We start from the raw sequence: 13,652 nt of genomic DNA, 5'->3' as shown, positions 1-13,652 counted from the left end.
GATTCGACGCCTAGTGTGGCTCGACATGAAGGTGCCGCTGCTGGGCCCGGTGTCGCTGACTGGATTCCAGAACCCCTGGTTCTTCCTCGCGCTGCTGGCCGTGCTGCTGGTGATCGGCCTTTATGTCGTGCAGCAATTCGCCCGCCGTCGCCGGGTGCTGCGGTTCGCCAACATGGAGGTGCTGGAGCGCGTGGCCCCGCCGCACCCGAGCCGGTGGCGGCACGTGCCGACCATCCTGCTGGCCACGTCGCTGGTGCTGCTGACCACGGCGATGGCCGGGCCGACGTCGGATGTCCGGATCCCGCTCAACCGCGCGGTCGTGATGCTCGTCATCGACGTCTCGGAATCGATGGCCTCCAACGATGTTCCGCCCAACCGCCTGGCCGCGGCGAAGGAGGCCGGCAAGCAGTTCGCCGATCAGCTGACGCCGGCCATCAACCTGGGGCTGGTGGAATTCGCGGCCAACGCCACGCTGCTGGTGCCCCCGACGACGAACCGCGGCGCGGTGAAGTCGGGCATCGACAGTCTGCAGCCCGCCCCGAAAACCGCTACGGGAGAAGGCATTTTCACCGCGCTGCAGGCGATCGCGACGGTCGGCTCGGTGATGGGCGGCGGCGAAGGCCCGCCGCCGGCGCGTATCGTGCTGGAGTCCGACGGCGCCGAGAACGTGCCGCTGGACCCCAACGCCCCGCAGGGGGCGTTCACCGCCGCCCGGGCCGCCAAGGGCCAAGGCGTGCAGATCTCGACGATCTCGTTCGGCACCCCGTACGGGACCGTCGACTATGAGGGCGCCACCATTCCGGTCCCGGTGGACGATCAGACCCTGCAGAAGATCTGCGAGATCACCGACGGCGAGGCGTTCCACGCCGACAGCCTGGACTCGCTGAAGAACGTGTACACGACGCTGCAGCGCCAGATCGGCTACGAAACCGTCAAGGGCGACGCGAGCCTGGCGTGGATGCTGCTCGGTGCGGTCGTGATGGCCGGCGCCGTGCTGGCCGGCCTGCTGCTGAACCGCAGGCTGCCCGCCTGACCCGCCGGGCGGGCTCGGTCGGTGGACGGGCGCTAGGTCGGCAGGCGCCGGTTGATCAACAGCGCCAACGCCGTCGCGATCAGCGCCGCGAGCACCCCCAGGCGCAGCCAGCCGGAACTGCCGGGTCCCGGCACGGTGCGGTAGCCGATCTCGTTCTCGATCGCGTTGTAACTCTTGTTGAGCTCGCCGATGTTGGTGGCGGTGTAGGGCTGCCCGCCGGAGAGCCGGGCGATCGTCTTCATCTGGTCGGTCGACACCGGGACCGCGACGCGCTGCCCGTCCATCTCGATCTCGCCGCCCTTGGTGCCGAACGAGATCGTCGAGATGGGCACGCCCTCGTCCTTGGCCAGGCGGGCCGCGGTGTAGACACCGTCGTGCGGATCGCTGGGGTTGGACGGCTTGTTCTCGCGGCCGTCGGAGAGCAGCACGATGCGGGCCGGCGGCGGATTGTCGCCCCCGGTGACCGCCGTGGCGCCGATCGCGTGCAGGGCGGTGAAGATGGCCTGGCCGGTGGCCGTGCTGTCGGCGAAGTCCAGCTTCTTGAGCGCGTCGATGGTCGCCTGGTGCTGCGGCGTGGGCGGCACCAGCAAATAGGGTGTGCCGGCGAAGCCGACCAGCCCGAGGTTGATGCCCGGCGTCAGCTGGCTGGCGAACTGGCTGGCCGCCTGTTCGGCAGCCTTGAGCCGGTTGGGTTCGACGTCGGTCGCCCGCATGGACTGCGACATGTCGATGACGAGCATGATGACGGCGCGGTTGCGCGGGATGCGCATGTCGTGGGTGGGGGTGGCCAGCGCGATCGTCAGCAACGCCAGGCTGAATAGCGACGCGGCGATCGGCAGGTGCCGCCACGGCGACTGCGGCACGGGGGCGTCGGTGTAGCGGTGCAGCCGTCGGTTGCGACGTGCCTGCACCACGACGTAGACGGCCAGCAGGGCCAGGGGCACCAAACCGAACAGCAACATGGCCGGGCGCTGGAACCCGTACAGCGGCAGCGGGCCGATTCCGGGAAGCGACACGTCACCAACCTAGCCCGTGAAACGCCCTACTCGCGGCGGAGCCGGCCCTCGACGAATTGCTCCAGCTTCTCCCACTCGCGCACCGCCGCGGCGTACGGCGGCGACGGCTTGGTGACCGAGCCGGGTTCGAGCACGGCGGCCACCAATTTGCCCAGCGGCCGGTTGGTTTCGAGCGCCTTGTCCACCGCGGGATCCTCGGAGTAGTCGCCGATGTCGCGGAGCACCTCGACGGCCAGTTCCAGTTGCTCCCGGTCCACGGCCTCGGGCCCGTCGGCCAGGTCGTCGGCCAGGCCGGTGAGCACGTAGATGTTGTCGTCGGTGACCTCGACCGTGAGCGATCCGTCGGTGGCGGCGGTGCGGATGTCGTCGTAGGTGCTCAGATCGGACAGGTCGTGGTCGTGCTCGTCGGCCAGGTAGCGGGCCAGCGCGCGCTCGGACGGGAACACGCTGATCCGTCCGTTGCGGCCCAGGAAGATCGGCTCGTCGTCGAGGTAGCAGCGCAGGGTGAAGAAGGTGCCCGAGCTCGTCATGATCCGGATCGGATCGATGCCGACCTGCAGCCAGAAGTCCTTGTCGCCGCCGAGCACCGCGGTGTCGCCGGCCGCCCGGGCTTCGGTGTCGTCGTCCTCGTCGTCTTCGTCAACTTCGTCGTCAACGTCGTCGTCAATGTCGTCGGCCGCGGATTCCTCGACGGCGTCTTCGGTCTCGTCCTCTTCGCGCTCCTCGGCCAGTTCGTCTTCGGCCTTGGCCGACAACTTGGCGTCGACGTCGGGGGTGGTGGCGATGTCATCGATCGCGCCCAGCACGTCGTCCCAGCTGCGCCCGATGACCTCGGCGATCGCATGCCAGCGTTTGGCGCCGGCCTTGCCGGTGAAGTGCTCGACCCCGCCCGACACCGTGCCCAGGCTGGGGTTGCCGTTGAAGAACTTCGACACCGCCGCCAGCTCGCACACCGATCCGATGGACGACACGATGGCCAGCGTGCCCGCCAGCGCGGACACCGATTCCGCGGTGGGCTTCTCGGAGACCAGCTCCTCGACCGCGACCAGATCGAACTGCTTGTCCTCGGCGGGCTCGAAGTCATGCGCGTGCGCCGACGTCAGGGCCTTCCACGCCGGGTGGTCGGTCAGGTCGTTGTCGGTGTCGGACCGCACGAACGCCACCAGGTCGGCGACGGAGGAGAAGACGAACAGGTCCTCGTCCTTGCCCAGGAAGGCCTCCCACTCGTCGCCGGAGTCACGCCAGCGGGGCGCCCACACGGTGTAGCGGTCGCCGGCGGACAGGCTCAGGCGAATGGGCACGAGGTCAGCAGCCATGCGGCACAGAATAGCGACGACCGGCCAAGGCGCCGCCGGGCAGTGGTCTAGTCCCAGATGTCGGTGATGGGCGCGGCGCTGGCGGCATAGCCCGTCTTGGGTAGCCCGTACATCTGCTCCACCGTGGAAAGCACGTTGTAGTGGTTGATCTGCTCGCTGTAGTTGCCGGGGCGGACGTGCGCGCCGTAGAACACCGTGGGGATCTGGTTGTGGCTGCCGTTGTCGTCCTCGTCGAACGTCAGGATCAGCAGGCTGTTGTTGGCCACCGCCCAATTGGCGTAACCGGACAGCTGGCGATTCAGCCAGGCGTCGGCCTGCGCGATGGACCCGTCGTGCATGTTGTTGTCGTTGTTGGGGATGACGAACGACACGGTCGGCAGGCTGGCGTAGTTGCCCATCGGGAACGCGGAGAACGGCATCGAGTTCGCCGCCGGCACGTTGGTGAAGTTGGCCCATGGCACGTGCTTGCGCGCGTACTTGCCCGCGGTGCACACCGGCGAGCCGACGGTTGGCAGGCCTTCGGCGAAGCCGACGAACGTGTGGCCCGCGGCCAGCAATTCGGATCCGAGATTGGGGGCCGCGCCGGCGTTGATCGGGCACAGGTCCTTGGTCACCCCGAAGGTGTTGCCCGCGAACAGCGCCAGGTAATTCGGTTCGCTGGGGTGGGTTTCGGCGTATGACTGCGTCATGTTGGCGCCATTGGCGGCCAGGGAGGTGATGAAGGGCGCCGACTTGTTGCCGATGATGCCGTTCTCGGAACGGTTTTCCTCCACCACGATCACGATGTGCGCCGGTTGCGGAATGGCCGCTGCCGCAAGGCCTATGCGCGGGGTCAGCGGACTTGCCGCCAGTGCCACCAATGCGACCACGCCGAGCGCCGGCAGGAGGCGATGCGCCCTGCCGAGTAGGCTTCTCGGACTTCGATTTTCGCGCGACACCCCGGGAGTATACGAACGCGCGTGCGGTGTGGCTGGGACGAACGCAAGCGTGTCAGAAGGGCTTTGCCCGATCGTTATATACCCTTCATGGGATGGACGTGCGCGTGATCGACCACCCGCTGGCCGCGGCCCGGCTGACGGTGCTGCGCGACGAACGCACCGACAATGCCGGGTTTCGGGCCGCGCTGCGCGAGCTCACGCTGATGCTGGTGTACGAGGCCAGCCGGGAGGCGCCGCGAAAGTCGGTCAGGATCCGCACCCCGGTGGCCGCGACGGCTGGGACGCGACTGGTCAACCCGCCGCTGCTGGTTCCGGTGCTGCGGGCCGGGTTGGGCATGGTCGAGGCCGCCCAGGCCGCGATACCCGAGGCGGAGGTGGGTTTCGTCGGTGTCGCCCGCGACGAGGAAACCCACCTGCCGGTCCCGTATCTCGAGGCGCTGCCCGACAAACTCGCGCGCCGGCCGGTGATGGTCCTCGACCCCATGCTGGCCACCGGCGGGTCGATGGCCCACACCATCGGCCTGTTGCAGCGCCGCGGCGCCACCGACATCACCGCGCTGTGCGTGGTGGCCGCGCCGGAAGGCCTTGCGGCCGTGCAGAAAGCGGCGCCGGACGCGCGAGTGTTCACCGCCGCGGTCGACAAGGGGCTCAACAAGTCGGCCTATATCGTGCCTGGCCTCGGCGACGCGGGGGACCGCCAGTTCGGGCCGAACCTGTTCACCAGCCCCGCATCGCAGCGACCAGCTCGGCGCGCAGGGCACCGGCGCGCCGCCGCGAAGAATCCAGATCGTCGCTAGGCGCGCAGCGAATCTCCAAGTAGCACTTCAGTTTCGGCTCGGTCCCGGAGGGCCGCACCACCACCCTGACCGACGTGTGGTCGTCACCGCCGGTGAAGATCAGCGCATCGGTGACGTCGGTGAGTTCGGCGGGGAACCCGGCCAGCGTCGCCGGCGGGGTGGTCCGTAGCCGGTGCATCAGCGCGGCCGCCTCGGCGGGGTCGGCGACCCGGCGCGAGATCGCGGCGACGTCGTGCACGCCGTATCGGCGAGCCAGCTCGTCGAGCAGGTCGACGACCGAACGGCCTTGGCGCAGCAGCGTGGCCACCAGGTCGCACACCAGGACCGCGGCGCTGATGCCATCCTTGTCGCGTACGGCGTCCGGGTCGACGCAGTGCCCGATCGCTTCCTCGTAGGCGTATACCAGGGTGCCGCCGGGGACCTCGGCATCGGCGCGCGCCAGCCATTTGAAGCCGGTGAGGGTTTCGACGTGGACGGCGCCGCGGTGCGCGGCGATGGCCGACAGCATCCGCGAGGACACCAGGGTGCTGGCCACCACCGGCGTTTCGGCGCGCTGCGGCTGGGAAAGAATGTAATCTCCTAGCAGCCAACCGGTTTCGTCGCCGGACAGCATCCGCCACCCCGCTTTGTCGGGAATGCCGACGGCGCACCGGTCGGCGTCGGGATCCAGCGCGATCGCCACGTCGGCGCGCACGTCGGAGGCCAGGGCCAACAGCGCGTCGGCGGCACCCGGCTCCTCGGGGTTGGGGAAAGCGACGGTGGGGAAGTCCGGGTCCGGAGCGAATTGCGCTGCGACGGTGTGCACTTGGGCGAAGCCGGCGCGGCGCAGCGTCTCCACGGCCACCGCGCCGCCCACCCCGTGCAGGGCCGTCAGGGCGACCCGCGCCGAGCCGGCCCCGCGCCGCAGCCCGGACGCGCGCTCGACGTAGCGCTCGACCAGATCGGCCTGGCCCGGTTCGATGGGGGCCCTGCCGATCTGGTCGGCGGGCGGGGCGTCGGCCATCGCGGCCTCGATCTCGCGATCGGTGGGGGAGACGAGCTGGATGCCGCCGTCGACGTACACCTTGTAGCCGTTGTCGGCCGGCGGGTTGTGCGACGCCGTGATCTGGATCCCGGCCAGCGCGCCGGTGTGGCGCACCGCGAACGCGACCACCGGGGTCGGCACCGGACCGGGCAGCAACAGCACCGAAAACCCTTGATCGGCAAGCACTTCGGCGGCCACCGTGGCGAATACCGCCGAACCGTGCCGGGCGTCGCGCCCCACGATCACCCGCGCACCGGCCGGGGCGCGCCGCTTGAGCACCTGCGCCACCGCCCAGGTGGCGTGCGACACCACCGCGACGTTCATCGCGTCGGGCCCGCCGCGCACCGGGCCGCGCAGGCCCGCGGTGCCGAACCTCAGGGGACGGGCGAACCGCGCGGCTGATTCTTCCGCGTCGCACGCGGCGAGCTCGGCGGCCGTCCGCGGGTCGGGGTCGTGGGCGATCCACTCCTCGGGCGTCATGGCCCTAAAACCGGGGCAGCCGCTCGAGGATCAGGGCCAGGAGGGCGCCCATCCGGCTGGCGGACGCGGCCCCCGCGGAGAGCACCTCGGCGTGGCTGAGCGGCTCGCCGCCGATGCCGGCGGCCAGGTTGGTCACCAGCGACACCCCGAGCACCTCGGCGCCGGCCGCCCGCGCCGCGATGGTCTCGTGCACCGTCGACATGCCGACCAGGTCGGCGCCCAGCGTGCGCAGCATCCGGATTTCCGCGGGGGTCTCGTAGTGCGGGCCGGGCAGGCCGGCGTAGACGCCCTCGGTCAGCGTCGGGTCGGCCTGGCGGGCGAATTCGCGCAGCCGCGGGGAATAGGCGTCGGTCAGGTCCACGAATTGCGGGCCGACCAGCGGGGAACGCGCGGTCAGGTTGAGGTGGTCGCTGATCAACACCGGTTCGCCGACGGCCATGTCCGGGCGCAGTCCGCCCGCCGCATTGGTGAGCACGACCGCGCGCACGCCGGCCGCGCAGGCCGCCCGCACCGGGTGCACGACGTGGCACAGGTCGTGGCCCTCGTAGGCGTGGATGCGGCCGACGAGCACCAGCACCCGGTGTGCGCCGATGCGCATCGACAACAGCTCGCCGGTGTGCCCGATCGCGGTGGGCGGCCGGAAGCCGGGCAGGTCGGCCTGGGGCAGCACGGCGGTCTTCCCGATCGCCTCGGTGCCGAGCGCGGCGACCGCCGGCGACCATCCCGAGCCGAGCACGATGGCGACGTCATGCTCGTCGATTCCGGTGCGCTCGGCGATGACCGCGGCGGCGCGGCGCGCGAGGTCGCCTGGGTCGGACGAGGTTTGGGTCACAGCGGGAGCCTAGCCCGGGGACGGCGAGCGCAGGTGAGGCGCGAGTGCGGAGCCGGGCGATCGAACCTGGCCCGGCGACGGTGTCGCCGGTATGTGTCAAGATCTGGCGTATGAGTCTTCGTAGGTGGCCGGTGGTTGGCCCGGTCATTGCAATCGCCGTTGGTGTTGTGCTGTCAGTGGTTTCGGTCACATTCGGCCCGGCGCCGTCGGCCAAGGCGGACTGTCCGAACGTCCAACTGATCTTCGCCCGCGGCACCGCCGAGCCGCCGGGCCTGGGTGTGGTGGGCGACGCGCTGTTCGCCGCCCTGCAGCCCGCGCTGGGGTCGCGCACCGTCGATTCCTATGCGGTGAATTATCCGGCCAGCTACAACTTCCTGACGACCGCCGACGCCGCCAACGACGCACGCGACCACATCGCGGAGATGGTCGACCAGTGCCCGTCCACGCGGCTGGTGCTCGGCGGCTTCTCGCAGGGCGCCGCCGCGATCTCGATGCTCGCCGGGGTGCCGCCCGTCGGCCAGCGCATCGGGAACTTCGGATCGGCGCCCCCGCTGGATCCCGCCCTGGCCAACAAGATCAGGGCCGTCGCGGTGTTCGGCAATCCCGGCAACCGATTCGACACACCCCTGTCGTCGACGGGCGCGTTCGCCGGCCGCACCATCGACCTGTGCAGCGAAGGCGATCCCGTCTGCGTCGTCGGCGGTCGCGACCGGGATGCGCACCACGACTACTCCGCCCCGCCCTACCCGGGCCAGGCGGCGAGTTTCATCGCCGGGCTGGTGTAGCCCTCAGGGCCTCAGGGCCGTAGGCCGGTGAGTGACATACTGCGAGAGTGCCCACCGCCCCGTTAGACAGCCTGCTGGACAGCGTCGAAGCTGTCGTGCGGCGGCGCGGCGGCGACCTCGTCGAGTTGTCGCACGCCATCCACGCCGAGCCCGAGCTGGCGTTCGCCGAGCACCGCAGCTGCGCCAAGGCGCAGGCACTCGTCGCCGAGCGTGGCTTCGAGATCACCGCCGCCCCCGGCGGTCTGGACACCGCCTTCCGCGCCGACTACGGCAGCGGGCCGCTGACCGTCGGGGTGTGCGCCGAATACGACGCGCTGCCCGAGATCGGGCACGCCTGCGGCCACAACATCATCGCCGCCTCGGCGGTGGGCACCGCGCTGGCGCTGGCCGAGGTCGCCGACGAGCTGGGCCTGCGGGTGGCGCTGCTGGGGACTCCCGCCGAGGAGGCCGGCGGCGGCAAGGCGCTGTTGTTGCGGGCGGGGGTGTTCGATGACATCGCCGCCGCCGTCATGCTCCATCCCGGGCCGACGGATATCGCCGCGGCCCGCTCGCTGGCCCTGTCCGAGGCGACCATCACGTACCGCGGCACGGAATCCCACGCCGCCGTCGCGCCGCACCTCGGGATCAACGCCGCCGACGCCGTGACCGTCGCGCAGGTGGCCGTCGGGCTGCTGCGCCAGCAACTGGCGCCCGGGCAGCTGGTGCACGGGATCGTCACCGACGGCGGGCAGGCGGTCAACGTCATCCCCGGGCGCGCGACGCTTCAGTACGCGATGCGCGCGGTCGAAGCCGACTCGCTCCGGGAACTCGAGGGCAGGATGTACGCCTGCTTCGCCGCGGGCGCGCTGGCCACCGGCTGCGAATACGACATCGACAACCCGGCACCCGCCTACGACGAACTCACCCCCGACCAATGGCTGGCCGACGTCTTTCGCGAGGAGATACGCCGGCTCGGCCGCGAGCCGGTGGCCCGCGAGTACGAGGCGGCGCTGCCCATGGGCAGCACCGACATGGGCAACGTGACCAAGGCGCTGCCGGGGATCCACCCGGTGATTGGGCTCGACTCCGGCGGGGCCATGGTGCACCAGCGCGGCTTCGCCGAGGCCGCCACCAACCCCAGCGCCGACCGCGCCGTGATCGAGGGCGCGATCATGCTGGCGCGCACGGTGGTCCAGCTGGCCCAGACGCCCGCCGAACGCGACCGGGTGATGGCGGCGCACGAACGCAGACGCGGCGGGGAGCGCGCATGAGACTCGCCGACGCCGCCGAATCCTGGCTCGCCTCTCATCACGCAGACCTGGTCGAATGGCGCCGGCACATCCACCGCTACCCCGAGCTGGGCCGCCAGGAGTACGCCACCACCCAGTTCGTCGCCGAGCGGCTGGCCGAAGCGGGGCTCAACCCGAAGGTGTTGCCCGGCGGCACGGGACTGGTCTGCGACATCGGCCCCGAGCACGAGCCCCGGATCGCGCTGCGGGCCGACATGGACGCCCTGCCGATGGCCGAACGCACCGGCGCCCCCTACGCGTCCACCATGCCCAACGTCGCGCACGCCTGCGGCCACGACGCGCACACCGCCATCCTGCTGGGCACGGCCCTCGTGCTGGCGTCGGTCCCTGAGCTTCCGATCGGGGTGCGGTTGCTCTTCCAGGCCGCCGAGGAACTCATGCCCGGCGGGGCGATCGACGCCATCGCGGCCGGCGCCATCAGCGGGGTGTCCCGGATCTTCGCGCTGCACTGCGATCCCCGGCTGGAGGTCGGCAAGATCGCGGTCCGGCACGGCCCCATCACCTCGGCCGCCGACCAGATCGAGATCACGCTGTACTCACCCGGCGGCCACACCTCGCGCCCCCACCTGACCGCTGACCTGGTGTACGGGCTGGGCACGCTGATCACCGGCCTGCCCGGGGTCTTGTCGCGGCGCATCGACCCGCGCAACGGCACCGTGCTGGTGTGGGGCGCGGTCAACGCCGGCGTGGCCGCCAACGCCATCCCGCAGACCGGCGTGCTGGCCGGCACCGTGCGCACCGCCAGCCGGCAGACCTGGGTGGGGCTCGAGGAGATCATCCGCGAGACCGTGGCCGGGCTGCTGGCGCCGCTGGCCATCGAGCACACGCTGCAATACCGCCGCGGCGTGCCGCCGGTGGTCAACGAGGACGTCTCGACGCGCATCCTCACCCACGCGATCGAGGCCGTCGGCCCCGACGCGCTGGCCGACACCCGCCAGTCCGGGGGCGGCGAGGACTTCTCCTGGTACCTGGAGGAGATCCCCGGCGCGATGGCGCGGCTGGGGGTGTGGCCGGGGGTGGGGCCGCAGCTGGACCTGCACCAGCCGACGTTCAATCTCGACGAGCGGGCCCTGGCGATCGGGGTGCGGGTGCTGGCCAACATCGTCGAGCAGTCGGCGGCGTTCGAGCGGTCTTAGCGGGCGCCGTCGCGGTTGGTGGCGCGCACGACGTGGCCGGCGATGTGGGCGTACGCGCGGCGCGTGACGTCGCCGGCCCGGCTCATGATGTTGTATCCGTGGTCGACGCCGGCCACCTCGTAGTACTCCGCCAACGCGCCGGCCGCGTCCAGCTTCTTTGCGTACCGGCGGGCTTCGCCGCAAAGGCGGTCGTGCTCGGCCGTCACGACCAGCGCCGGCGCGATGCCGGCGATGTCGTCGGCGTTGTTCCCCCAGGCGGGCGAGGCCAGGCGGTCGCGCCGCTGCGCCCGCTCGGGTATGTAGGCGGTGTCGAAGACCTCGCCCATCCACGGTTTCATGATCGCCCGGCGGCCGAGGGTGGACGGCTTGTCGCGGGTGGGCGTGACCAGGTCAAGCGGGGCGTAGTGCAACACCTGCAACGCGATCGGCGGGCCGCCGTTCTCCCACGCGAGCCGGGCCGCCGCGGCGGACAGGTTGCCGCCCGCGCTCTGGCCGCCGACGCACAGCCGGGCACCGTCCCAGTCGGGGTGTGGGCCGGCCGCCCAGCGCACCACGTCATAGATCTGGTGCACCGCGGCGGGAAAGCGGTGAAGCGGCGCCAGCACGTAGTCGGGGTTGATCACCACCACGCCCGCGTTGGCGGCCAGATAGCGGCACCACGGGTCGTCCTGTTCGGGGTGCCCGACCACGAACCCGCCGCCGTGCACGTTGACATAGACGGGCGGGTCGGTGGTGCCGGCCGGCGGGTGATAGACGGTCGCGCGGGTGGGGCCGTGCCGGGTGGGGACGGTGATTTCGCTCGTGCGGCCCGAAACCTCGGGGAAGCGCACGGCGGCCTTGGGGGCCGGGTTGACGGCGGCGGCGAACGCCCGCGCCAGTGCGTCGGCGACCGGCGGTGCGGACAGGATTGACAGTCGAATTTCCTTCCGTGGAAGTACGCGTAGGTTTTCGGTCTGTCTGTTTACACTCCTGATCGCCCAGAGGCGAGTGATTTTTCAGGCGCTGGTGCCCGGGCCGATGTTGCGGGCCGGTCGAGTGCGCAGGCTGTGCACGTAATCGCTTGGCGCACCTGCGATTTCGGCGGCGTCCGCCATGACCCCGAGGTATCGGGCCGACGGTAGTCCGCCCTCCCACGCGTCCAGCACGTACAGCCACGCCAGGACCGGGTCGGTGGTGGTGTCCGACGAGATGCGCTCGACCCGGCAGCGGATCTTCTGGTGGACGCCGAACTCCGAGCCCTCCCAGCGGTCCAGGTTGACCTCGTCGGCCGGTGTCATGTCGTAGAGGACGACGAACACCTTGGAGTCCGGATCCTCGACCACGGTCGCCAGCGCGCCCTCCCAGCCGATGTCCTCGCCGCCGAACGTCAACCGCCACCCGTGCAGCCAGCCCGTTCCGGCCATCGGCGAATGGGGTGCGCGCTTCAGCATCTGTTCGGGGTCCATGTTCGACCCGTACGCGGCGTAGAGCGGCACGGGGAAAGCTTAGACGTCCGAGCTGGCCCGGTCTTCCCCCGAGCGTTGGGCGGCGTGCGCCCGGCTTCGTTAGGTTAGGGCTGTGGCGACGCGCATCGTGATCCTCGGTGGCGGCCCGGCCGGTTACGAAGCCGCGCTGGTGGCCGCCACTTCCCACCCCGACACGACGCACGTCACCGTCATCGAGTCCGAGGGCATCGGCGGGGCCGCCGTCCTGGACGACTGCGTGCCGTCCAAGACGTTCATCGCGTCGACCTGGCTGCGCACCGAGCTGCGCCGCGCGCCGCGGCTGGGCTTCGAGATCGACATCGACGACGCCAAGCTCTCGCTGCGGCAGATCCACTCCCGCGTCAAGCAACTCGCCACCGATCAGTCGTCCGACATCGCCGATCAGCTGCTCGGCGTGGGAGTGCACGTGGTGGCCGGCCGCGGCGAGCTGATCGACCCCACGCCCGGGCTGGCCCGCCACAACATCAAGGCAACCGCCCAGGACGGCACCACCAGCGAGTACGAGGCCGACGTGGTGCTGATCGCCACCGGCGCCAGCCCGCGGGTGCTGCCGTCGGCCCAGCCCGACGGCGAGCGCATCCTGACCTGGCGCCAGCTCTACGACCTGGAGGCGCTGCCCGAGCACCTCATCGTGGTCGGGTCGGGGGTCACCGGGGCGGAGTTCGTGCACGCCTACACCGAATTGGGTGTGCCGGTGACGGTCGTCGCCAGCCGCGACCGGGTGCTGCCGTATGAGGACGCCGACGCCGCCCGGGTGCTGGAGGCCGCGTTCTCCGAGCGCGGCGTGAAGCTGGTGAAGAACGCCCGCGCCGCGTCGGTCACCCGCACCGGGGACGGCGTGCTGGTCACCCTGGCCGACGGGCGCACCGTGGAAGGCAGCCACGCGCTGATGACCATCGGTTCGGTGCCCAACACCAACGGCCTGGGCCTCGAACGGGTCGGCATCGAGCTGGGCCGCGGCGGCTACCTGACCGTGGACCGGGTGTCGCGGACCTCGGTGTCCGGCATCTACGCCGCCGGCGACTGCACCGGCCTGCTGCCGCTGGCCTCGGTCGCGGCCATGCAGGGCCGCATCGCGATGTATCACGCGCTGGGCGAGGGCGTCAGCCCGATCCGGTTGCGCACGGTGGCGGCGACGGTGTTCACCCGCCCCGAGATCGCCGCCGTCGGGGTGCCGCAGACCATGATCGACGACGGTTCGGTGTCGGCGCGCACGATCATGCTGCCGCTGCGCACCAACGCGCGCGCGAAGATGTCCGGGCTGCGGCAGGGCTTCGTGAAGGTGTTCTGCCGCAAGTCCACCGGCGTGGTGATCGGCGGCGTGGTGGTGGCGCCGATCGCCTCCGAGCTGATCCTGCCGATCGCCGTGGCAGTGCAGAACCGCATCACGGTCAACGAGCTGGCGCAGACGCTGGCGGTGTATCCGTCGCTGTCCGGCTCGATCACCGAGGCGGCGCGGCGGCTGATGGCGCACGACGATCTGGACTAGCGGTTAGCCTTGGTGCAGCACGCCCCTACTGAT

General features: G+C 70.9%; 13 protein-coding genes. 6 read left to right on the top strand and 7 right to left on the bottom strand.

Annotated features, from left to right (window positions below):
• The first annotated feature begins 25 nt into the window (after positions 1-25).
• Positions 26-1,033 (top strand): VWA domain-containing protein, encoded by a 1,008-nt coding sequence (locus tag P6281_RS21055; protein WP_008259993.1) that lies wholly within the window; start codon positions 26-28, stop codon positions 1,031-1,033.
• A gap of 32 nt (positions 1,034-1,065) precedes the next feature.
• On the opposite strand, the gene P6281_RS21050 is transcribed toward P6281_RS21055, so the two are convergent.
• Genes P6281_RS21050 through P6281_RS21040 form a run of 3 tightly spaced genes read right to left on the bottom strand, consistent with a single transcriptional unit; the run spans position 1,066 to position 4,303 of the window.
• The gene (locus P6281_RS21050; RefSeq protein ID WP_201407198.1) at positions 1,066-2,049 is read right to left on the bottom strand and encodes a VWA domain-containing protein; all 984 of its coding nucleotides are present in this window, start codon (positions 2,047-2,049) and stop codon (positions 1,066-1,068) included.
• 26 nt (positions 2,050-2,075) lie between these two features.
• On the bottom strand, positions 2,076-3,365 hold the full coding sequence (gene satS / locus P6281_RS21045; RefSeq protein WP_014712282.1) for a protein export chaperone SatS: 1,290 nt from the start codon (positions 3,363-3,365) through the stop codon (positions 2,076-2,078).
• A gap of 47 nt (positions 3,366-3,412) precedes the next feature.
• Complete coding sequence (locus P6281_RS21040; protein ID WP_029384548.1) at positions 3,413-4,303, bottom strand: alkaline phosphatase family protein; 891 nt, start codon at positions 4,301-4,303, stop codon at positions 3,413-3,415.
• Positions 4,304-4,395: 92 nt separating this feature from the next.
• Here P6281_RS21040 and upp point away from each other — a divergent pair, with 92 nt between their 5' ends.
• Positions 4,396-5,100 carry a uracil phosphoribosyltransferase gene (gene upp / locus P6281_RS21035; RefSeq protein ID WP_020188467.1) on the top strand — a complete coding sequence of 235 codons (705 nt, stop codon included), beginning with the start codon at positions 4,396-4,398 and terminating at the stop codon, positions 5,098-5,100.
• On the opposite strand, the gene P6281_RS21030 is transcribed toward upp, so the two are convergent.
• Both P6281_RS21030 and P6281_RS21025 read right to left on the bottom strand, forming a co-directional pair.
• On the bottom strand, positions 5,021-6,604 hold the full coding sequence (locus P6281_RS21030) for a phospho-sugar mutase (protein WP_014385716.1): 1,584 nt from the start codon (positions 6,602-6,604) through the stop codon (positions 5,021-5,023). The two genes, upp and P6281_RS21030, sit on opposite strands and share 80 nt — an antisense overlap.
• A 4-nt stretch (positions 6,605-6,608) precedes the next feature.
• Positions 6,609-7,436, bottom strand: a complete 828-nt coding sequence (locus P6281_RS21025; protein ID WP_014385715.1) for a purine-nucleoside phosphorylase — start codon at positions 7,434-7,436, stop codon at positions 6,609-6,611.
• A 170-nt stretch (positions 7,437-7,606) separates the two neighbouring features.
• Here P6281_RS21025 and P6281_RS21020 point away from each other — a divergent pair, with 170 nt between their 5' ends.
• The 3 genes from P6281_RS21020 to P6281_RS21010 are packed head-to-tail and all read left to right on the top strand — an operon-like array spanning position 7,607 to position 10,646.
• Positions 7,607-8,221 carry a cutinase family protein gene (locus P6281_RS21020; protein ID WP_026071215.1) on the top strand — a complete coding sequence of 205 codons (615 nt, stop codon included), beginning with the start codon at positions 7,607-7,609 and terminating at the stop codon, positions 8,219-8,221.
• Between the two features lie 47 nt (positions 8,222-8,268).
• Complete coding sequence (locus tag P6281_RS21015; protein WP_202284481.1) at positions 8,269-9,471, top strand: M20 family metallopeptidase; 1,203 nt, start codon at positions 8,269-8,271, stop codon at positions 9,469-9,471.
• Positions 9,468-10,646, top strand: a complete 1,179-nt coding sequence (locus P6281_RS21010; RefSeq protein WP_009954070.1) for a M20 family metallopeptidase — start codon at positions 9,468-9,470, stop codon at positions 10,644-10,646. Before P6281_RS21015 ends, P6281_RS21010 begins: the two co-directional genes overlap by 4 nt.
• Here P6281_RS21010 and P6281_RS21005 read toward each other — a convergent pair.
• The gene (locus P6281_RS21005) at positions 10,643-11,476 is read right to left on the bottom strand and encodes an alpha/beta hydrolase (RefSeq protein ID WP_202284480.1); all 834 of its coding nucleotides are present in this window, start codon (positions 11,474-11,476) and stop codon (positions 10,643-10,645) included. The two genes, P6281_RS21010 and P6281_RS21005, sit on opposite strands and share 4 nt — an antisense overlap.
• A gap of 165 nt (positions 11,477-11,641) precedes the next feature.
• A complete protein-coding gene (locus P6281_RS21000; RefSeq protein ID WP_008259963.1) occupies positions 11,642-12,121 on the bottom strand; it encodes a gamma-glutamylcyclotransferase in 480 nt (159 codons plus the stop codon).
• Positions 12,122-12,203: 82 nt separating this feature from the next.
• Here P6281_RS21000 and P6281_RS20995 point away from each other — a divergent pair, with 82 nt between their 5' ends.
• The gene (locus P6281_RS20995; protein ID WP_009954067.1) at positions 12,204-13,619 is read left to right on the top strand and encodes an NAD(P)H-quinone dehydrogenase; all 1,416 of its coding nucleotides are present in this window, start codon (positions 12,204-12,206) and stop codon (positions 13,617-13,619) included.
• Positions 13,620-13,652: the final 33 nt, after the last annotated feature.

It is taken from the genome of Mycobacterium sp. 5-140-3-2, from assembly GCF_035666375.1.
In the GTDB taxonomy this organism is placed as follows: Bacteria; Actinomycetota; Actinomycetes; order Mycobacteriales; family Mycobacteriaceae; genus Mycobacterium; species Mycobacterium intracellulare.
This window is presented reverse-complemented; position numbering and strand designations above follow the sequence as displayed.

What these genes read in the sequence shown, in the direction of transcription:
- P6281_RS21055 (WP_008259993.1), top strand. Translation starts at nt 26, where the DNA reads ATGAAGGTGCCGCTGCTGGGCCCGGTGTCGCTGACTGGATTCCAGAAC.
- satS (WP_014712282.1), bottom strand. Translation starts at nt 3,365, where the DNA reads ATGGCTGCTGACCTCGTGCCCATTCGCCTGAGCCTGTCCGCCGGCGAC.
- upp (WP_020188467.1), top strand. Translation starts at nt 4,396, where the DNA reads ATGGACGTGCGCGTGATCGACCACCCGCTGGCCGCGGCCCGGCTGACG.
- P6281_RS21030 (WP_014385716.1), bottom strand. Translation starts at nt 6,604, where the DNA reads ATGACGCCCGAGGAGTGGATCGCCCACGACCCCGACCCGCGGACGGCC.
- P6281_RS21010 (WP_009954070.1), top strand. Translation starts at nt 9,468, where the DNA reads ATGAGACTCGCCGACGCCGCCGAATCCTGGCTCGCCTCTCATCACGCA.